Source organism: Aquabacterium sp. OR-4, from assembly GCF_025290835.2.
Classification (GTDB): domain Bacteria; phylum Pseudomonadota; class Gammaproteobacteria; order Burkholderiales; family Burkholderiaceae_C; genus Pseudaquabacterium.
Genome location: NZ_JAOCQD020000004.1, coordinates 138,575 through 157,259 on the forward strand (window position 1 = coordinate 138,575; position 18,685 = coordinate 157,259).

The window sequence follows — 18,685 nt, forward strand, 5'->3', positions numbered from 1 at the left end:
TCACGGCGTGTCGCCCTGAAACCGGGCGATGAATCCGCGGTCGATGTGATCCTTCCAGTGCCAGGCCCAGGCGCCGGCGGCACCCAGCGGCCCGCGCGCGGCGATGGCGCGGCCATCGCCGGTGGCCAGCAGGGCCAGACTTTGCTGCTGCGGCCGGTGCGTGCGCAGCGCGTCGCTGCGGCCGGCCAGCGCCATGCGCAGGTTGTGCGCCAGCACCGGGCCCATGCGCACCGCATGCACCCCGGCCTTGGGCAGGGCCTGGCCCGGCCAGCTGGCGCAGTCGCCCACCGCAAACACCTGCGGATGCGACAGCGAGCGCAGCTGCGCGTCGATGCACACGAAGCCCGCCGCATCCACCGCCAGCGCGCCACGGCGGCCGGGGTCGCGCGGCCAGTCGTGGGCCTCGGCACCGGTGGCCCACAGCAGCAGGTCGCTGTGATCGTCCAGCGCCTCGCTCCAGCCGCTGCCGGTCTGCAGCGTGACACCGGCCCGGGCCAGCGCACGCTGCGCGGCCCGCTGCGCGGCCGGCGCCAGGCCCGGCAGCAGCACCGGGCTGCGGGTCAGCAGCGCCGAGCGCAGCGCGCGGTCGGGCCGCAGCTGGCGCAGCCGGTGCAGCACCGCCAGCAGCGACTCGACACCGGCCGCCCCACCACCCACGGCATGGACGACGAAGGCGCGGTCACCGGCGGCGCCCTGGCACCAGCGCGCCAGCAGCGCCTCGTAGCGCTGGCGCAGCAGGCCCAGCGGGCGCAGTGGCAGCAGCGCGGCATGCCGGGCCGGCGGCGGACGCAGCGTCGAGCCGATGTTCAGCGACAGCAGGTCGTAGGCCAGCAGCGTGCCGTCGGCCAGCCGCAGCTGGCGCTGCGCCGGGTCCAGCGCCTGCAGCTCGCCCGGCCACCAGCGGGCCCCGGCGGCACGGGCCAGCGGCTCGAAATCGATCGCGATCTGCGCAAAGCGGTAGTGGCCGGCCAGCCAGCCCGGCACCATGCCCGAGTAGGGCGCCAGCGGCTCGGGCGAGACCAGCAGCAGCTCGGTGTCGGGCAGCGGTGCCTGCGCCCAGGCGCGCAAGGCCAGCGCATGGGCGTGGCCGGCACCCACCAGCACCAGGCGCTTCATCGGGCCGGCCCGGCTGCGCCGTGCGGGTGTGGCGCCGGCCCGGCAGCAACGCCGGGCGGGTGCCATCCCGGCGGCAGATGGGCCAGATCGGCCGGCGCGTCGATGTCGGCCACCGGCGCCAGCTCGGCCCAGGCCACGCCGGCGGCACGCAGGCGGGCGCGGGTGTGGGCCATCACCTGGTCATGGCTCCAGCGCATGCCGTCAAACCAGCGCGCATCGGCCTCGCGCTGGCCCACCAGCGCATAACCGCCATCGAGCGCGGGCACGAACACCAGCGCCTGGCTGTGCAGCGCCGCCGCGGCCTGGCGCAGCATGGCCGCGTCGAGCGCCGGCGCGTCGGTGCCGATCAGCAGCACGCGCCCGGCCTGCGGCAGGTGGCGGGCAAAGGCCCGGTGCATGCGCTGGCCCAGGTCGCCCGGCCCCTGCTCGGCCAGGCTGGCCCCGCAGGCCGCGGCAGCCTGGCGCAGCGCGGCGTGGCTGGCATCGGGCGCGGCACACAGCTCCACCGGGCCCAGCGCGGCCGCGCCGGCCTGGGCCAGGGCATGGCGCAGCATGCGTTCGGCCAGCGCCGCGGCGCCATCCAGGCCCAGCGCCGGCGCCAGGCGGGTCTTGGCCAGGCCGGGCACGGGGGCCTTGGCAAACACGATCACGGTGGTGCTCACCGGTAGGCCTCGGCCAGGCGGGCCGGCGACTCGCCGCGCCAGTAGCGCCAGCGCAGCCACCACATCAGCACGATGGTGCGCCAGACGCCGCGCTGCTCCCAGCGCCGGCCCGAGGTGTGCACCTGCGCGCGCAGGCAGGCCGGGCGGCCCAGGCGCCGGAGCCGGCGCGACAGCTCGATGTCCTCCATCAGCGGCTGGGCCGCAAAGCCGCCCACCTGGTCGAAGGCCGCCCGCGTGACGAAGATCGCCTGGTCGCCGGTGGCGATGCCGCTGAGCCGCGAGCGCAGGTTCATCATCGCCGCCACCACCCGCAGCAGGCGCGCGCGGCCGTCGATGTGCACATCGAAGCGGCCCCAGCAGGCCCCGGCGGCCAGCGCCTGCAGCACCAGCGCATCGGCCCGCGGCGGCAGGCGCGTGTCGGCATGCAGAAACAGCAGGCTGCCGCCGCGCGCCTGCGCTGCGCCGGCGTTCATCTGCAGCGCGCGGCCGCGTGGCGAGGCGATCACGGCGTCCACCCAGGGCGCGGCGAGCCCGGGCGTGCCGTCGCGGCTGCCGCCATCCACCAGCAGCAGTTCGACGCCGCGCGCGCGCAGCGGTGCCAGCGCCTGCAGCGTGGCGGTGATGCCCGCCGCCTCGTCGAGCGCCGGCATCACGATCGTCAGCGCGGGGCTCATGCCGGCGGCCCGCCCGGCGTCATGCGCGCTCCCGGCCTGGGTCATCGCCGCTCCCAGGCATGCAGCCGGGCCAGCCAGCGCAGCAGGCGCTGCGGCGCGTGCGCGCGCCGCCATTCGCCGGCCACGTGCCGGTTGGCCTCGCCCAGCGTCGGGTAGGTGTGCACGGTGCCGAGCAGCTTGTTCAGGCCCAGGCGGTGCTGCATGGCCAGCACGTACTCGGCCAGCAGCTCGCTGGCGTGCTCGCCAACGATGGTGACGCCCAGGATGCGGTCGCTGCCCGGCACGGTGAGCACCTTCACGAAGCCCTGGGTGCTGCCGTCGACGATGGCGCGGTCGAGGTCGTCGAGCGCATAGCGCGTGACCTCGACGGCGATGCCGCGATCCTGCGCCTGGCTCTCGTTGAGGCCCACGCGGGCCACCTCGGGGTCGGTGAAGGTGGCGCGCGGAATCACCCGCTGATCGACCCGAAAGCGCTTGAAGCGGCCGAACAGCGCGTTCACGGCCGCGTACCAGGCCTGATGGGCCGCGGCATGGGTGAACTGCTCGGCACTGGCCACGTCGCCCACGGCATAGATGTTGGGAAAGCGGGTCTGCAGCCAGTCATTGGTGGCGATGGCCTGCTGCGCGGTGAGCGCGATGCCCAGCGCCTCCAGGCCGAAGCCGTTGACCCGCGGGCTGCGCCCCACCGCGCACAGCAGCTCGTCGTAGGCGATCACCCGCTCGGCGCCGGTCTCGCCAGGGCGGGCCACCAGCTGCCGCGCACCGGCCGCGCCCTGCACGCGCAGGGCCTGGTGGCCGGTGAGCAGGTGCACGCCATCGGCGCGCAGCGCGGCGGCAACCAGGTCGGAGACCTCGGCGTCCTCGCGCGCCAGGATGCGCGGCGCGGCTTCCAGCAGCGTGACCTGGCTGCCCAGGCGCGCAAAGCTCTGCGCCAGTTCGCAGCCGATGGGCCCGCCGCCCAGCACCAGCAGCCGGCGCGGCAGGCTGCGCAGGCCCCACACCGTGTCGCTGGTCAGGCAGCCGGCCTCGGCCAGGCCCGGCAGCGGCGGCAGGCGCGGGCTGGCCCCGGTGGCGATGACGATGTTGCGCGTGCTCAGCGTGCGCTGCGTGCCGTCGGCCAGCGTCACCGCAACCTGCCAGGGGCTCGTGATGTGCGCCCGGCCCTGCAGCACCTCGACGCCCAGGCCGGTGTAGCGCGCCACCGAGTCGTGCGGCGCGATCTGGCCGATGACGCGCTGCACGCGCTGCATCACCGCGGCAAAGTCGACCTGGGCGCTGGCGCCCACCAGCCCGAACTCGCCAGCCCGGCGCAGCTGCTGCGCCAGCCGCGCCGAGCGGATCAGGGTCTTGCTCGGCACGCAGCCGGTGTTCAGGCAGTCGCCGCCCATGCGCTGGCCTTCCACCAGCGTGACCCGGGCCTTCACCGCGGCGGCGATGTAGGCCGTGACCAGGCCGCCGGCCCCGGCACCGATGACCACCAGGTTGCGATCAAAGCGCCGCGGCCGTGGCCAGGCGGCATACAGCCGGCGCCTGTGCAGCCAGGCCACGCCAGCCCGGGCCAGCAGCGGAAACAGGCCCAGCAGCAGCAGGCTGCCCAGCAGCGCCGGCGAGACGATGTCGCCCGCGGCGCCCAGCGTCGCCAGCTGCGTGCCGGCGTTCACGTACACCGCGGTGCCGGGCAGCATGCCAAGCTGGCTGATGACATAGAAGCGCCCGGCAGCCATCGGCGTCAGGCCCATCAGCAGGTTGATCAGCCAGAACGGAAACAGCGGCACCAGGCGCAGCGTCAGCAGGTAGGCGCTGCCGTCCCGGCGCACGCCGTCCTGGATGGGCGCCAGCGCCTGGCCGAAGCGCGCCTGCACCGCGTCGCGCAGCAGGTGGCGCGCCACCAGCATCGCCAGCAGCGCCCCCAGGCTGGACGCAAAGCTCACGATCAGCAGGCCCCAGCCCAGGCCGAACATCGCGCCGGCGGCCAGCGTGAGGATCACCGCCCCCGGGATCGACAACGCCGTGGCCGCCACGTACAGCGCAAAGAAGGCGGCCGCGCTGAGCAGCGGCTGCGCCTGCACCCGCGCCTGCAGCAGGTGGCGGCTGGCCTTGAGCTGATCGAGCGTGAGCAGCGCGCCCAGCCCGTGGTGCTGCCAGGCCCACAGCAGCAGCAACGCCAGCACGCCCAGCGCCGCCCACAGCCAGGCGCGCGCCGGCCGCCGCGCAGCCGCCATCAGGCCGCCCCGGCGGGCGCAGCCTGCAGTGCCGCGGCGCCGGCTTCGAGCGCACCGCCGCAGCTGCTGCCCTGCCCGGCCGTGCAGCCGTAGCAGTGCTCGGCCACGCGGATGTCGCTGCCCAGCGCATCGTGCTGCAGCAGGTCGCGCAGCTGCGGCCGGGCCTGCGCCCCCAGGCTGGCGGGCAGGCCCAGCATCTGGTTGAAGTCGCAGTCGTACAGATCACCCTGCCAATCAACGCTGAGCAGGCTGCGGCACATCACGGTGCCCAGGTTGTCGGCGCGGTAGCTGCCGCGCAGCAGGGCCATGTAGTCTGCAAAGCGGCCCTGGCTGACCAGGGTGCTGCCAAAGCGCTGGATCGGCATGTTGGTCAGCGCAAACAGGTGGTCGAAGCGGATGCCGAAATGCTGCAGCAGCTCGCGCTTGTAGTCGGCCTCGAGCGGGCCTTGCGGCGGCGGCAGCGATGGCCCCTGCGGGTTGTAGACCAGGTTCAACACGCGGCCGCTCACGCCGTCGCCATAGCCCAGCGCATTGAGCTGGCGCAGGCCGGCAATGCTGCGATCGAACACACCGTCGCCGCGCTGGCGGTCGACATTGGCCGCTGAGTAGCACGGCAGCGAGGCCGTGACCTCGGCCTCCATGTCGGCCAGAAAGGCCGCCAGATCCTGCTGCCCCGGCTCGCTCAGGATGGTGAGGTTGCAGCGGTCGATCACCCGCACGCCCAGGGCACGCGCACCGCGCACCAGGCGGCGGAAGTGCGGGTTCAGCTCGGGCGCGCCGCCGGTCAGGTCGAGCGTGCCGACGCCGCGCACGCGCAGCACCTCGAGCACCAGCGCCACGGTGTCGCCGTCCATCATCTCGGTGCGCTGCGGGCTGGCCGCCACATGGCAGTGCAGGCAGCTCTGGTTGCAGCGGTAGCCCAGGTTGACCTGCAGCGTGTCGAGCGCCTGGCGGCGCAGCGCCGGAAAGTCGGTGGAGGCAAGCAGGGGCAGGGTGGCGTGCATGGGGCAGTGGGCGGTTGGCGTGGCGGTTGGCGTGGCGGGTGGCGGGTGGCGGGTGGCGGGTGGTGGGCGTGGTGCGGTGGGCCTGGGCCGGCGGCATGAGCGCAAGGGCCTGCCATCGTGCCAGACCTGGATGGCCGCGCAGACCCGACACCACCCGCGCCGGCGGGCCGTCGCCTGGCGTGACCGCGGCCTCGGCGGTTGAAGCAGCGGCAGCGGCCACGGCAGCCACGCCGGTTGCGGCAGTCGCGGCAGTTGCAGCAGTCGCGGCAGTTGCAGCAGCTGCGGTGCCCTCACCTTCGTGGCCGTTGGCCCCGGCCACCGGTCGGGGCCGGCCCATGCCCATGCCCATGCCCATGCCCATGCCCATGCCCAAGCTCAAGCTCAAGCTCAAGCGATTCGTTTCCGCGATTTCACAAGCTTATGTCTAGTTGCGGACAGATGCCATGCCTTGCGCCGAGGCCCTTGGCGCACCAGCGGCAGGTTGCGCCCCGTGGCCGGCCACCGCCTGCCCCGCCAGGCCGATGCCCCTGGGCGGTGCAGTGGCGGCGCGGTCGCGCTACAACCCGGCCCTGGCCCGGTGGCCCGGGCACACCGACATTCCCACCATGCGGCGGCAACACATGCAAGGGCAGCACATTCAGGCGCAACAGATGCACGGGCAATGCGCGCGCTGGCACCGCATGCACGGGCACCAGCCCCAGGCCTGGGCCTGGATCGGGGCCCGGACACTCGCCGGCGGGCTGGCCGGCCTGATCATTGGCGGCAGCCTGATGGCCGCGACCGGGCCCGCGCAGGCACAGGCACAGGCCCAGGCACAGACTGGCGCGCCACCGCCCGGCCCCACGCCGGCGCTGATGGACGGCGACGTGCTGCTCTACCGCCATGCCATCGCGCCGGGCGGTGGTGATCCGCCGGGTTGGCGGCTGGGCGACTGCAGCACCCAGCGCAATCTGGACGACAGCGGCCGCCAGCAGGCGCGCCGCATCGGCGAGGCGCTGCGCGCGCGGCCTGCGCATTGCGGCGCTGTGGGCCTCGCCGTGGTGCCGCACGCGCGAGACGGCGGCGCTGGCCTTTGCCGGTCAGCCAGTGCAAGATCAGCCGGCCTTTGCGTCCTTCTTCGACGAACCCGCCCGGCGCGAGGCGCAAACCGCCGCGGCCCAGGCGCTGCTGCGGCGCTGGCACAGCGGCCGCAGCGCGCCGGGCCTGCTGGTGGTGGTGACGCACCAGGTCAACATCACCGCGCTCACCGGCATCCATCCGGCCTCGGGCGAAGGCGTGCAGCTGCGCTGGCAGGGCGGGGCCTGGCAGGTGGCCGGGCGCATCGCGCCACCCTGAGGGCGGCCGCCAAAACCAGCGGCGCCGGCACCGGGCCACGGCGCCCACAACGGCCCGCCGCGTCAGACTGCCAGGCCGGCGCGACAGGCTGTCGCAACAAGATGCGGGGCCGCACTGATTGCCTCCGCTGGACACGGGATGCGCTAATGCGGCGAGGTATGCTTGCCCACGCATATCGACCGTCCTCCAGGAGTACCTGCCATGAGCGATTCGAAGCACGCACCGTTGTCCCGCCGCCGCGTCTTTGCCGGCGCAGGGGCCGCCAGTGCATTGGCCGGGGTGGCCGCGCTGGTCTCGCGCAGCGAACCGGCCGAGGTGGTGGCCGAGGCGGCCAAGCCGGCGCCCGAGGCCGGCGGCGGCTACCAGCTCACTGATCACGTCAAGCGTTACTACCAGACCGCCAAGGTCTGACGCCACCCCATCTGCCCTGACGGCCGCGCAGTCCGCGCGGTCCTGCCACGTCATCTGGAGAAGCCATGTTGCTGACCCGCCGCTCCACGTCAACGAGCCCGAATGCCTCGGGCCTCGTCAACAGCCTTGCACGCGGCGTTGCCCGCGCCGTGCCCACGATGGACCGCCGCGCGTTCCTGCGCCGCTCGGGCATGGGCGTGGGTGCCGGCATCGCCGCCAGCCAACTCACGCTGGTCAAGAAGGTGCAGGCCGCCGATGCCAAGGCCGCTGCCGACGGCGGCAAGAAGGTCGAGGTCAAGCGCACCGTGTGCGGCCACTGCTCGGTGGGCTGCGCCATTGACGCGGTGGTCGAGAACGGCGTCTGGGTGCGCCAGGAGCCGGTGTTCGACAGCCCCATCAACCTGGGCGCGCACTGCGCCAAGGGCGCGGCGGTGCGCGAGAACGGCCATGGCGAGTACCGGCTCAAGAGCCCGATGAAGCTGGTTGACGGCAAGTACAAGAAGATCAGCTGGGACGAGGCGCTCAACGAGATCAGCCAGAAGATGCTGGCGCTGCGCAAGGAAAGCGGCCCCGACAGCGTGTACGTGGTGGGCTCGTCCAAGCACAACAACGAGCAGGCCTACCTGCTGCGCAAGTGGATGACCCTGTGGGGCAGCAACAACTGCGACCACCAGGCGCGCATCTGCCACTCCACCACCGTGGCCGGCGTGGCCAATACATGGGGGTATGGCGCCATGACCAACTCCTACAACGACATGCAGAACGCCAAGGCGGCGCTCTACATCGGCTCCAACGCCGCCGAGGCGCACCCGGTGAGCATGCTGCATGTGCTGCATGCCAAGGAAACCGGCTGCAAGATGATCGTGGTCGACCCGCGCTTCACGCGCACGGCGGCCAAGGCCGACCAGTTCGTGCGGCTGCGCTCGGGCACCGACATCGCGTTCCTGTTCGGCGTGCTGTACCACGTGTTCAAGAACGGCTGGGAAGACAAGCAGTACGTCGAGGACCGTGTCTACGGCCTGGACAAGGTGCGCGAGGACGTGCTGGCCAAGTGGACCCCCGAGAAGGTGCTGGAAGTGACCGGCGTCGATGAAGCCACCTGCCTGCAGGTGGCCAAGACCATGGCCGAGAACCGCCCCAGCACCATCGTCTGGTGCATGGGCCAGACCCAGCACACCATCGGCAACGCCATGGTGCGCGCCTCGTGCATCCTGCAGCTGGCGCTGGGCAACATCGGCAAGAGCGGCGGTGGCGCCAACATCTTCCGTGGCCACGACAACGTGCAGGGCGCCACCGACGTCGGCCCCAACCCTGACTCGCTGCCCGGCTACTACGGCCTGGCCGAAGGCTCGTTCAAGCACTTCGCCAAGGCCTGGGGCGTCGACTTCGAGTGGATCAAGAAGCAGTACGCGCCGGGCATGATGGCCAAGTCGGGCATCACGGTGTCGCGCTGGATCGACGGCGTGATGGAGAAGAACGAGCTGATCGACCAGGAAAGCAACATCCGCGGCATGTTCTTCTGGGGCCATGCGCCCAACTCGCAGACCCGGGGTCTGGAGATGAAGAAGGCCATGGACATGCTCGACCTGCTGGTCGTCGTCGATCCCTTCCCCAGCGCCACCGCGGCCATGGCCGCGATGCCCAGCCAGGGCGCCAACGCCAAGCGCGCGGTGTACCTGCTGCCGGCCACCACGCAGTTCGAGACCACGGGCTCCTGCACCGCCTCCAACCGCAGCATCCAGTGGCGCGAGAAGGTCATCGAGCCGCTGTGGGACAGCCGCACCGACCACATGATCATGTACCAGCTGGCGCAGAAGCTGGGCTTCGACAAGGAGCTGGTCAAGAACTACAAGATGGTCAAGGGCAAGGGCGGCATGGACGAGCCCGAGACCGAGTCCATCCTGCGCGAGATCAACAAGTGCGTGTGGACCATCGGCTACACGGGCCAGAGCCCCGAGCGCCTGAAGGCTCACATGCGCAACATGAACGTCTTCGACGTCAAGACGCTGCGCGCCAAGGGCGGCATCGACAAGGAGACCGGCTACAAGCTCGATGGCGACTTCTTCGGCCTGCCCTGGCCCTGCTACGGCACGCCCGAGCTCAAGCACCCCGGCTCGCCCAATCTCTATGACACCAGCAAGCACGTGATGGATGGCGGCGGCAACTTCCGCGCCAACTTCGGTGTCGAGCGCGACGGCGTCTCGCTGCTGGCCGGTGAAGGCTCGCACTCGGCCGGCGCCGACCTGACCATGGGCTACCCCGAGTTCGATCACCTGCTGCTCAAGAAGCTGGGCTGGTGGGACGAGCTGTCCGACGACGAGAAGAAGACCGCCGAAGGCAAGAACTGGAAGACCGACCCGTCGGGCGCCATCATCAAGGTGGCTATGAAGAACCACGGCTGCCACCCCTTCGGCAATGCCAAGGCCCGCGCCGTGGTCTGGAACTTCCCCGACCCGATTCCGCAGCACCGCGAGCCGCTGTACAGCAACCGCGCCGACCTGGTCGACAAGTACCCCACGCACGACGACCGCAAGGCCTTCTGGCGCCTGCCCACGCTCTACAAGACCGTGCAGCAGAAAAACCGGGACATCGGCCAGCAGTATCCGCTGGTGATGACCTCGGGCCGCCTGGTCGAGTTCGAGGGCGGTGGCGAAGAGACGCGTTCCAACCCCTGGCTGGCCGAGCTGCAGCAGGACATGTTCGTCGAGCTCAACCCCAAGGCGGCCAATGACCGCGGCATCCGCAACGGCGAGTACGTGTGGGTCAAGACCCCGCCGATGCAGGCCGTGCCCGACTTCAAGGGCATCAAGGTCAAGGCCCTGGTCACCGAGCGCGTGGGCCCCGACACCGTCTTCCTGCCCTTCCACTTCTCGGGGCGCTGGGGCGGCGTGGATCTGGCGCCGTACTACCCCGAAGGCGCCATGCCGGTGGTGCGCGGCGAGTCGGTCAACGTGGCCACCACCTACGGCTACGACAGCGTGACGATGATGCAAGAGACCAAGACCACGGTCTGCCAGATCGAAAAAGCGACGGCATAAGGAGCACCCATGGCCCGCATGAAGTTCATCTGCGACAGCGAGCGTTGCATCGAGTGCAACGGCTGCGTCACCGCCTGCAAGGCCGAGCACGACGTGCCCTGGGGCGTGAACCGCCGCCGCGTGGTCACGCTCAACGACGGCCAGCCCGGCGAAAAGAGCATCTCGGTGGCCTGCATGCACTGCTCCGATGCGCCCTGCATGGCAGTCTGCCCGGTCGACTGCTTCTACCGCACCGACGAAGGCGTGGTGCTGCACGACAAGGACGTGTGCATCGGCTGCGGCTACTGCAGCTACGCCTGCCCGTTCGGGGCGCCGCAGTTCCCCAGCAACGGCAGCTTCGGCCTGCGCGGCAAGATGGACAAGTGCACCTTCTGCGCCGGCGGCCCCGAGGCCAATGGCAGCGAGGCCGAGTTCGAGAAGTACGGCCGCAACCGCCTGGCCGAAGGCAAGCTGCCGGCCTGCGCCGAGATGTGCAGCACCAAGGCCCTGCTGGGCGGCGACGGCGATGTGGTGGCCGACATCTTCCGCACCCGTGTGCTCACCCGCAACAAGGGCAGCGAGGTCTGGGGCTGGGGCACGGCCTACGGCAAGCCCAGCAGCGGCGCCACGCCCGCCCCTGCCAAGCCGGAGACCTCCAAGTCATGATGCGTTCGCCCATCGCCCTGCTGGGCGCCCTGGCCGCTGCCGTCGCGCTGTCGGCCTGCAGCGAGAAGCCGCAGACCGCCACCAGCCGCAAGGCCGACGACAAGCCCTGGGACAACGCCAACGCGGCCTATGTGGCCGCGGGCTTCAAGGCCGGAGACGCTGCTGCCTGGGAAACCCAGCTGCGCGTGCGCGGCCAGGCGCAGAACGAATACAACCGCACCCAGACTGCGCGCTGACCGCGCCGCTGCAAGGAGCCTCCATGCGACATGGTTGGATGCGTCAAGCGACGCTGGGTCTCGGCCTGGTGCTGGCCCTGGCCGGCACGGCCGGCGCACAGCCGGCCGCGGCAGGCGCGGCGGCCTCGGCCCCGGCGGCCGTGGCCGCCCCCGAACCCAAGCCCGAGGACACCAACGCCCAGCGCGCCAAGAGCCAGCCGGGCAACAACGCGCCGTTCTGGCGCGCCGTGCGCGAATCAGGCCAGCAGGAGGGCTACACCAGCCTGCCGGGCGCCGAGAAGGGCACGCTGATCCAGAGCTTCGTGCAGTACCCGGGCTCGCGCCTGACCAACGCCGGCGAAGCCTGGCGCCAGGTGCGCAACCAGTGGATCATTCCCTATGGCGGCTCGCTGCTGCTGATCGCGGTGCTGGCACTGGCCATCTTCTACAAGACCAAGGGCCCGCTGGGCGGCCACCAGGCCGACACCGGCCGCAAGATCGAGCGTTTCACGCCGTTCGAGCGCGCCGCGCACTGGGCCAATGCCGGGGCCTTCGTGGCGCTGGCGGTCTCGGGCATCGTGATGGCCTTCGGCAAGTTCTTCCTGCTGCCCGTCATCGGCAGCACGCTGTTCGGCTGGCTGAGCTTCCTGCTGAAGAACCTGCACAACTTCGTCGGCCCGCTGTTCGCGGTGTCGCTGCTGATCGTCATCGTCACCTTCATCAAGGACAACATCGCCAACGCGGCCGACTTCGTCTGGCTCAAGCGCGCCGGCGGCATGCTGGGCGGCAGCGGCGAGGTGCCCTCGCACCGTTTCAACGCCGGCGAGAAGGGCATGTTCTGGTGGGGCGTCACGGTGCCCGGCATCGTGATCGTGGCCTCGGGCCTGGTGCTCGACAAGCTGGTGCCGGGCTTCGGCGAGCTGCGTGGCGAGATGCAGATCGCCCACATGGTTCACGCCGTGGCGGCAATGATCATGATGACCGCGCTGGTGGGCCACATCTACATGGGCACCATCGGCGTGAAGGGCGCGCTGGGCGCCATGAAGACCGGCTGGGTGGACGAAGGCTGGGCCAAGGAACACCACGAGCTGTGGTACGACGACGTCAAGGCCGGCAAGATCCCCGCCCAACGCTCTGGACAGCCCGCCCCGGGCGGTGTGGCCGGCCCGGTGGCGCGCGCCTGACGCCGCCGGCCAACGATTCGAGGACCGACCGATGAAGCGCATCCCGACCCTGGGCGCCCTGACCCTGAGCGGCATCACCCTGCTGGCCACCACCGCCTTGGCCAAGCTGCCGCCGCTGAGCGACGAGGCCAAGGCCAAGGCCGCCGAAACCGCGGCCAAGACCGCGCACGGCAACAAGCTGGCCGAGTTCCAGCTGTGCAAGAGCATGGACCGCGTGGCCGGCGCCTACCGCGATGGCGCCAAGAAGGCCGGCAAGGCCGCCTCGGCGGCCACCGAGACGCCGGCCTGCGCCGACCCCGGCCCCTTCGTCTACACGCCGCCGGCGCCGGCCTCGGGCCCGGTGGCGGCCGCACCGGCCGCGCCTGCCGCGGTGGCAGCCACCACCGCGGCTGCCACCACGGCCGCCGCACCGGCCAAGAAGTAAGCCGCGCCCGCACCCCCGCTTGCCAAGCACCGATGCGCATGCTGCCCGAAGCCCTGGCCAACGCCGAACCGCCTGCCGGCCCTGCCGTGGCCGCCGCCGCACCGGTTCTGTCGTGCGCGCGGGTCGAACCGCTGCGCGAGATCGAGATCGTGGACGAGTACGGCGAGCGCCGGCGCATCCTGATCCCGTTCGAACGGCCGCTGACCGTCTATGTCGACAAGCGCGAGCTGGTCACGCTGATGACGCTGGGCGCCCAGCCCGAGCTGCTGGTGCTGGGCTACCTGTTCAACCAGCGCCTGGTGCAGCGGCTGGACGAGATCGCCTCGATCCAGGTCGACTGGGAGGTTGGCGCCGCGGCGGTCACCACGCACGGCGGCGTGGCCGAGATCGCGTCGCGCACCTCGCAGCGGGTGGTCACCACCGGCTGCGGCCAGGGCACGGTGTTTGGCGACGTGCTGTCGCATGTTGAATCGGTGCACCTGCCCGACGCCCGCAGCGCGCGCATCAGCCAGACCGGCCTGCGCACCCTGCTCGAGGTGGTGCGCCAGCAAGACAGCCTGCACCGGCGGGCCGGCTCGGTGCACGGCTGCGCCTTGTTCCAGGGCGGCCAGATGCTGATGTTCGTCGAGGACGTGGGCCGCCACAACGCCATCGACACCATCGCCGGCTGGATGGCGCTGCACGGTGTGGGCGGCGCCGACAAGCAGTTCTACACCACCGGCCGCCTGACCAGCGAGATGGTGATGAAGGCCGCGCAGATGGGCGTGCCCATCGTCGTCTCGCGCAATGGCGTCACCCAGATGGGCCACGAGCTGGCCACGCGCCTGGGCATGACGCTGTTCGGCCGCGCCGCCAACCGCCACTTCCTGTGCTACACCGGCTTCGAGCGCTTCGATGCCGAGCCGCTGCCGCCGGCCCAGCCGCCGGCCGTGCGCGTGGTGGCCGGTTGAGCCGCCGGCCCGCCCGGAGCCCGCGATGAACCCGAGCCGGCCGAGCCTGCGGGTGGCGGTGCTGATCGAGCGCGAGCACCAGCCCAACCGCTGGGAAGACTGGCGCCACCGCATCGCCGAGGTGCTGCTCGACGAAGGCCAGTTCGACGGTGTCAACACCGCCAGCCATGCCGGCGCCGACGGCAGCCTGGGTGCCCGGCCAGACCGTGCGCGCCTGCTGCGTGACGACGGCAAGACGGCGCAGTTTCTGCACCTGGGCCTCGACCTGGCGCTGTACGCCGACGAGGGCGAGGGCTACTACCTCAACCTCAGCAGCGGCAATCCGGTGTGGTTCGTGATGTGGCGCTGCGACGAGGCCGACCCCTCGCGCGCCTGGCCCGAGGCGGTGAGCGTGTCGTACAACGAGGCCGGCCGCTGGCTGGACGCCCAGGAGCGGGTGGACAACCTGCCGCTGCCCGCCGCGGTGCGCGACTGGCTGCAGGCCTATGCCGACCAGCACTACCGGCCCGAACCCAAGCAGCGCAAGCGCCCGGCCTCGTTCCGCGCGCCCGAGCGGCGCTGAGCCGGCCGCATCCGCCGCCCGGCCAGCCCACCGCCCGCCCCTTAGCGCCCACCGCCCCCGCCGCCCGCCCCGATGGCCGACGACGCCCCCTTCCCGTCGCGCTGGTCGCAGCGCAAGCTGCTGGCCCGCCAGGGCCAGCCGCTGCCCGAGCCCCCCGCCGCGGCGGTGCCCGCACCGGTGCCCGCGCGGGTGCCCACGCAGGTGCCCGCATCGGTGCCCGCGCCAGCCGTGCAGGCCACGGCCGATGCGCTCAGCCCGTTGCGCCGCCTGCCGCGCCGCCACCGCCCACGCTGGACGACGTGGCCCGCCTGCCGGCCGATGCCGGCGACTATTCGCGCTTTGTCGCGCGTGGCGTGCAGCCCGAGGTCAAGAACGCGGCGCTGAAGAAGCTGTTCAGCGATCCGCACTTCAACGTGATGGACGGGCTGGACATCTACATCGACGATTACGGCAAGCCCGATCCGCTGCCGGCCGCCATGCTGCGGCAGATGGTGCAAAGTCGCTTCCTCGGCCTGTTCGACGACGAAGACGAGAAGGACGGCGCCACGCCTGCCCAGCCCGGGCCGCCGGGCGCGGCGAGCCTGGCCCCCACGTCGGTCACGTCGGTCACGTCGGCCACGCCAACCCCGCTCGACCCGCACGACCCACCAGCCCCGAACGACGCGCACGACCTTTCCGCCGATCCCGTCCCTGCCCACGCCCCTGCCGCCCTGCCCCATGAAGACGCTGATCTGCGATTGCAACCACACCCTGCCGCTGGACCCGACGGCGCTGCAGCAGGCGCTGAGCCGGCGCCCGGGCACCAGCACTGAGGGCCTGGACAGCCTGCACACCGGCCTGTGCCGGCGCGAGGCGCCGGCCTTCCAGCGCGCTGCCAAGCAGGCCGCCGCCAGCGGCGACGAGCTGCTGGTGGCCTGCACCCAGGAGCAGCGCCTGTTCGTCGAGCTGAACGACCTGACCGAGGGCGCGCGCCCGGTGGCCGAGCAGCCGATTCGCTTTGTCAACCTGCGCGAGACGGCCGGCTGGTCACGCGAAGGGGCCCAGGCCACGCCCAAGATCGCCGCGCTGATTGCCGCCGCCCAGCTGCCGCCGGCCGAGCCGGTGGCCACCCACACCTACCGCTCAGGCGGGCGCTGCCTGGTGATCGGCACCGCCGAAGCCGCCGAGGCCGCCGCCGTGCGCCTGGCCGACAAGCTGGACGTGAGCCTGCTGCTCGACGGCACCGGCAGCGCGCTGGCCCAGCGCCGCGACCACGCGGTGCACAGCGGCCGCATCACCCGGCTGACCGGCTGGCTGGGCGCCTTCGACGTGGCGTGGGAGAACCACAACCCGATCGACCTCGACCTGTGCACGCGCTGCAACGCCTGCGTCGAGGCCTGCCCCGAGGGCGCGATCGGGCTCGACTACCAGATCGACCTGGCCGCCTGCACGGGCCACCGCGACTGCGTGCGCGTGTGCGACACCGCCGGCGCCATCGACTTTGCCCGCGCACCGCTGGCCGGCGACGAGCGCTTCGACCTGATCCTCGACCTGCGCGCCGCGCCGGCCTTTGGCCAGCACCAGCCGCCGCAGGGCTATTTCCATGTGGCACCGGGGGCCGACCATGAGCGCCGGCTGTTCGAGGCCCTGCTGGCGCTGCGCGAGCTGGTGGGCGAGTTCGACAAGCCCAAGTTCTTCCACTACGACAAGCGCCTGTGCGCGCACAGCCGCAACCAGCAGACCGGCTGCAGCGCCTGCATCGATGTGTGCTCCACCCGCGCCATCCGCAGCGACGCGCTGCTCAAGGGCAAGACCGGCGGCCGCATGCCGCTGCCGGCCGCCACGCCGGTGGGCCCGGGTGGCGGCCCCACCGGCGGCGTGATCGTCGAGCCGGCGCTGTGCGTGGGCTGCGGCGCCTGCAGCACCGTGTGCCCCAGCGGCGCGATGCGCTTTGCCTACCCGGGCCCGGCCCACCAGGGCCAGCGTCTGCGCACCCTGCTGGGCACCTATGCCGCGGCCGGCGGGCGCCATGCCGCGCTGCTGCTGCACAGTGAAGGCGCGGGCCTGCGCCTGATCGACGAACTGGGCCGCGCCGCGCGGCTCGACAAGAGCCTGCACGGCCTGCCGGCCCGCGTGATCCCGGTGCCGCTGTGGCACACCGCCAGCGTGGGCCTCGAGCTGTGGCTGATGGCCATCGCCCAGGGTGCCTCGCAGGTGATGGTGCTGCTCACCGCCGAAGAGGCGCCCGAGTACCGCCAGGCGCTGGCCGAGCAGATGGCGCAAGGCCAGGCGCTGCTGGCCGGCCTGGGCTACGGCGACGGCCACCTGCGCCTGATCGAGGCGCGCGATGCCCGCGACCTGCCGGCGCTGGACGCCGCCCTGCGCTGCGCACCGGCGGCCACCGTGCGCCAGGCCGCCAGCATGGCCGCCCAGGCCGACAAGCGCGGCACGCTGGAGCTGGCGCTCGATCACCTGCGCGTGATGGCCCCCACGGCGCCGCCCGAGGCCATTGCGCTGCCCGCCGCCGGCGCGGCCCTGGGCAGCCTGCGGGTGGACACCGAGCGCTGCACGCTGTGCCTGTCCTGCGTTGGCGCCTGCCCGTCCAGCGCCCTGGCCGACAACCCCGAGCGGCCGCAGCTGCGCTTCATCGAGAAAAACTGCGTGCAGTGCGGCCTGTGCGCCAGCACCTGCCCCGAGCAGGCCATCACCCTGCAGCCGCGGCTGTGGCTGGCCGACGAGGGCCGCGCGCGCAAGGCCACGCGGGTGCTGCATGAGGTGCCGCCCTATGCCTGCGTGAGCTGCGGCAAGCCCTTCGGCACCCTGAAGGCCGTGGAAAACATGGTGGCCAAGCTGGCCGGCCACAGCGCCTTCCAGGGCGCGGCGCTGCAGCGCCTGAAGATGTGCCAGGACTGCCGCGTGGTCGACATGTACAGCAACCCCAACGAAACCAGGATCACCGACCTATGAGCGCCCCCCAGCGCCAGCCGCAAGGCGTTTCAGACAGCGCCGGCAACAGCCCCGCAGACGGCGGCGCCGGCATCCGTGCGCTGGGCTTTGCCAGCATGGACGACCACGACGAGCTGGCCCGGGCCGAGCTGTACGGCCTGTTGTCGCGGCTGTGGTTCGCGCCGCCCGATGCCGAGCTGCTGACCCAGTTCAAGGTGGCCGTGACCGAGGCGCCCGAGCCCGGTGGCCACCTCGAGGCACCGTGGCAGGCCCTGGTGGCCGCCATGCGCGCCACCACGGCCGACGCCGCGGCGGCCGAGTACGAGGCGCTGTTTGGCGGCGTGGGCAAGCCCGAGATCTTCGTCTACGGCTCCTACCACCTGGCCGGTTTTCTCAACGAGAAGCCGCTGGCCGCGCTGCGCGCCGACTTGGCCCTGCTGGGCCTGGGCCGCGACGAGCAGCGCAGCGAGACCGAGGACCACATCGCCTTCGTGTTCGAGGTGATGCGCTGGCTGATCGCCGGCGACGACGTGGCGGTGTGCAACCTCGAGCAGCAGCGCCGCTTCTTCCGCAGCCATGTGCAGACCTGGGTGGAGGCCTTGTGCGAGGCCGTGGCGCAGCACCCGCGCGCGCGCCTCATGCGCGAGCTGGCGGCGCTGACCCGCGCCTTCGTCGAGGTCGAGGCGCAGGCCTTCGACATGATCGAGTGAGCGTCCGGCCATGATCCCCACCGAACACATCACCGGCCTGGTGCTGGCCGGCGGCCGCGGCAGCCGCATGGGCGGCGTCGACAAGGGCCTGCAAAACTACAACGGCCTGCCGCTGGCCCTGAATGCCGTGCTGCGCCTGGGCCCGCAGGTGGGCGCCCTGATGCTCAATGCCAACCGCAACCTGGGCGCCTACGAGGCCATGGGCGTGCCGGTGTGGCCCGACCCCCTGCCCGACCATCCCGGCCCGCTGGCGGGCTTCATGGCCGGGCTGGAGCAGTGCGAGACGCCCTATCTGGTGACCGTGCCCTGCGACTCGCCGCGCTTTCCCACCGATCTGGTGGCCCGCCTGGCGATGGCCCTGAGCGCGGCCGATGCCGAGATCGCGATGGTGGCCACGCCCGAAGACGGCCGCGTGCAGGTGCAGCCGGTGTTCTGCCTGATGAAGGCCGAGCTGATGGAAAGCCTGGTGCGCTTCATCCAGGGCGGTCAGCGCCGGATCGACCGCTGGACCGCCCAGCACCGCTGCGTGGAGGTGCTGTTTGACGACGCCGGGGCCTTCGTCAACGCCAACACGCTGGACGAGCTGCAGCGCGTGCAGGGCGCTTGAG

18 protein-coding genes are annotated in these 18,685 nt (G+C 72.0%); 13 read left to right on the forward strand and 5 right to left on the reverse strand.

The genetic code is table 11. The features are described from left to right. The 5 genes from N4G63_RS26100 to arsS are packed head-to-tail and all read right to left on the reverse strand — an operon-like array spanning position 1 to position 5,678. A complete protein-coding gene (locus tag N4G63_RS26100) occupies positions 1–1,116 on the reverse strand; it encodes a slr1591 family oxidoreductase (protein WP_260791087.1) in 1,116 nt (371 codons plus the stop codon). After that, positions 1,113–1,778: a TIGR04282 family arsenosugar biosynthesis glycosyltransferase gene (locus N4G63_RS26105; RefSeq protein ID WP_260791085.1), complete on the reverse strand. Its 666-nt coding sequence runs from the start codon at positions 1,776–1,778 to the stop codon at positions 1,113–1,115. The genes N4G63_RS26100 and N4G63_RS26105 overlap by 4 nt, the downstream gene beginning before the upstream one ends. Then, the gene (locus N4G63_RS26110; RefSeq protein ID WP_260791083.1) at positions 1,775–2,497 is read right to left on the reverse strand and encodes a TIGR04283 family arsenosugar biosynthesis glycosyltransferase; all 723 of its coding nucleotides are present in this window, start codon (positions 2,495–2,497) and stop codon (positions 1,775–1,777) included. The genes N4G63_RS26105 and N4G63_RS26110 overlap by 4 nt, the downstream gene beginning before the upstream one ends. Further along, the gene (locus N4G63_RS26115) at positions 2,494–4,674 is read right to left on the reverse strand and encodes a dihydrolipoyl dehydrogenase family protein (RefSeq protein ID WP_260791081.1); all 2,181 of its coding nucleotides are present in this window, start codon (positions 4,672–4,674) and stop codon (positions 2,494–2,496) included. The genes N4G63_RS26110 and N4G63_RS26115 overlap by 4 nt, the downstream gene beginning before the upstream one ends. Continuing rightward, positions 4,674–5,678: an arsenosugar biosynthesis radical SAM (seleno)protein ArsS gene (gene arsS, locus N4G63_RS26120; protein WP_260791079.1), complete on the reverse strand. Its 1,005-nt coding sequence runs from the start codon at positions 5,676–5,678 to the stop codon at positions 4,674–4,676. Before arsS ends, N4G63_RS26115 begins: the two co-directional genes overlap by 1 nt. Positions 5,679–6,560: 882 nt before the next feature. Here arsS and N4G63_RS26125 point away from each other — a divergent pair. The 13 genes from N4G63_RS26125 (at position 6,561) to mobA (ending at position 18,684) form a co-directional block, all read left to right on the forward strand. Next, the gene (locus N4G63_RS26125) at positions 6,561–7,013 is read left to right on the forward strand and encodes a histidine phosphatase family protein (RefSeq protein WP_260791077.1); all 453 of its coding nucleotides are present in this window, start codon (positions 6,561–6,563) and stop codon (positions 7,011–7,013) included. A gap of 201 nt (positions 7,014–7,214) precedes the next feature. Then, positions 7,215–7,424: a formate dehydrogenase gene (locus N4G63_RS26130; protein ID WP_260791075.1), complete on the forward strand. Its 210-nt coding sequence runs from the start codon at positions 7,215–7,217 to the stop codon at positions 7,422–7,424. Positions 7,425–7,489: 65 nt separating this feature from the next. Beyond that, positions 7,490–10,462 carry a formate dehydrogenase subunit alpha gene (locus N4G63_RS26135; RefSeq protein WP_314600683.1) on the forward strand — a complete coding sequence of 991 codons (2,973 nt, stop codon included), beginning with the start codon at positions 7,490–7,492 and terminating at the stop codon, positions 10,460–10,462. Positions 10,463–10,471: 9 nt separating this feature from the next. After that, entirely contained in the window at positions 10,472–11,107 is a 636-nt protein-coding gene (fdh3B, locus tag N4G63_RS26140; RefSeq protein WP_260791073.1) for a formate dehydrogenase FDH3 subunit beta, read from the forward strand. After that, entirely contained in the window at positions 11,104–11,343 is a 240-nt protein-coding gene (locus N4G63_RS26145) for a hypothetical protein (RefSeq protein WP_260791064.1), read from the forward strand. The genes fdh3B and N4G63_RS26145 overlap by 4 nt, the downstream gene beginning before the upstream one ends. A gap of 38 nt (positions 11,344–11,381) precedes the next feature. Next, positions 11,382–12,506, forward strand: coding sequence for a formate dehydrogenase subunit gamma (locus N4G63_RS26150; RefSeq protein ID WP_260791062.1), 1,125 nt, complete (start codon positions 11,382–11,384; stop codon positions 12,504–12,506). 31 nt (positions 12,507–12,537) lie between these two features. Further along, a complete protein-coding gene (locus N4G63_RS26155; RefSeq protein ID WP_260791055.1) occupies positions 12,538–12,930 on the forward strand; it encodes a hypothetical protein in 393 nt (130 codons plus the stop codon). 38 nt (positions 12,931–12,968) lie between these two features. Beyond that, positions 12,969–13,880 (forward strand): formate dehydrogenase accessory sulfurtransferase FdhD, encoded by a 912-nt coding sequence (locus N4G63_RS26160; RefSeq protein ID WP_260791053.1) that lies wholly within the window; start codon positions 12,969–12,971, stop codon positions 13,878–13,880. Positions 13,881–13,905: 25 nt separating this feature from the next. Continuing rightward, positions 13,906–14,442, forward strand: a complete 537-nt coding sequence (locus tag N4G63_RS26165) for a DUF3305 domain-containing protein (RefSeq protein ID WP_260791050.1) — start codon at positions 13,906–13,908, stop codon at positions 14,440–14,442. Between the two features lie 299 nt (positions 14,443–14,741). Beyond that, the gene (locus N4G63_RS26170) at positions 14,742–15,254 is read left to right on the forward strand and encodes a DUF3306 domain-containing protein (RefSeq protein WP_443112115.1); all 513 of its coding nucleotides are present in this window, start codon (positions 14,742–14,744) and stop codon (positions 15,252–15,254) included. Beyond that, entirely contained in the window at positions 15,160–17,388 is a 2,229-nt protein-coding gene (locus N4G63_RS26175) for a 4Fe-4S binding protein (RefSeq protein WP_314600684.1), read from the forward strand. Before N4G63_RS26170 ends, N4G63_RS26175 begins: the two co-directional genes overlap by 95 nt. Before the next feature lie 95 nt (positions 17,389–17,483). Continuing rightward, entirely contained in the window at positions 17,484–18,077 is a 594-nt protein-coding gene (locus tag N4G63_RS26180; RefSeq protein ID WP_314600793.1) for a TorD/DmsD family molecular chaperone, read from the forward strand. Positions 18,078–18,087: 10 nt separating this feature from the next. Further along, positions 18,088–18,684, forward strand: coding sequence for a molybdenum cofactor guanylyltransferase MobA (gene mobA / locus N4G63_RS26185; RefSeq protein ID WP_314600685.1), 597 nt, complete (start codon positions 18,088–18,090; stop codon positions 18,682–18,684). The last annotated feature ends 1 nt before the right edge of the window (position 18,685 follow it).

Bases quoted from the DNA above. Each gene is read 5' to 3' on its own strand.
- N4G63_RS26100 (WP_260791087.1), bottom strand. From the start codon at position 1,116: ATGAAGCGCCTGGTGCTGGTGGGTGCCGGCCACGCCCATGCGCTGGCC.
- N4G63_RS26110 (WP_260791083.1), bottom strand. From the start codon at position 2,497: ATGACCCAGGCCGGGAGCGCGCATGACGCCGGGCGGGCCGCCGGCATG.
- N4G63_RS26115 (WP_260791081.1), bottom strand. From the start codon at position 4,674: ATGGCGGCTGCGCGGCGGCCGGCGCGCGCCTGGCTGTGGGCGGCGCTG.
- arsS (WP_260791079.1), bottom strand. From the start codon at position 5,678: ATGCACGCCACCCTGCCCCTGCTTGCCTCCACCGACTTTCCGGCGCTG.
- N4G63_RS26125 (WP_260791077.1), top strand. From the start codon at position 6,561: ATGCCATCGCGCCGGGCGGTGGTGATCCGCCGGGTTGGCGGCTGGGCG.
- N4G63_RS26130 (WP_260791075.1), top strand. From the start codon at position 7,215: ATGAGCGATTCGAAGCACGCACCGTTGTCCCGCCGCCGCGTCTTTGCC.
- N4G63_RS26135 (WP_314600683.1), top strand. From the start codon at position 7,490: ATGTTGCTGACCCGCCGCTCCACGTCAACGAGCCCGAATGCCTCGGGC.
- fdh3B (WP_260791073.1), top strand. From the start codon at position 10,472: ATGGCCCGCATGAAGTTCATCTGCGACAGCGAGCGTTGCATCGAGTGC.
- N4G63_RS26145 (WP_260791064.1), top strand. From the start codon at position 11,104: ATGATGCGTTCGCCCATCGCCCTGCTGGGCGCCCTGGCCGCTGCCGTC.
- N4G63_RS26150 (WP_260791062.1), top strand. From the start codon at position 11,382: ATGCGTCAAGCGACGCTGGGTCTCGGCCTGGTGCTGGCCCTGGCCGGC.
- N4G63_RS26155 (WP_260791055.1), top strand. From the start codon at position 12,538: ATGAAGCGCATCCCGACCCTGGGCGCCCTGACCCTGAGCGGCATCACC.
- N4G63_RS26160 (WP_260791053.1), top strand. From the start codon at position 12,969: ATGCTGCCCGAAGCCCTGGCCAACGCCGAACCGCCTGCCGGCCCTGCC.
- N4G63_RS26165 (WP_260791050.1), top strand. From the start codon at position 13,906: ATGAACCCGAGCCGGCCGAGCCTGCGGGTGGCGGTGCTGATCGAGCGC.
- N4G63_RS26175 (WP_314600684.1), top strand. From the start codon at position 15,160: ATGAAGACGCTGATCTGCGATTGCAACCACACCCTGCCGCTGGACCCG.
- N4G63_RS26180 (WP_314600793.1), top strand. From the start codon at position 17,484: ATGGACGACCACGACGAGCTGGCCCGGGCCGAGCTGTACGGCCTGTTG.
- mobA (WP_314600685.1), top strand. From the start codon at position 18,088: ATGATCCCCACCGAACACATCACCGGCCTGGTGCTGGCCGGCGGCCGC.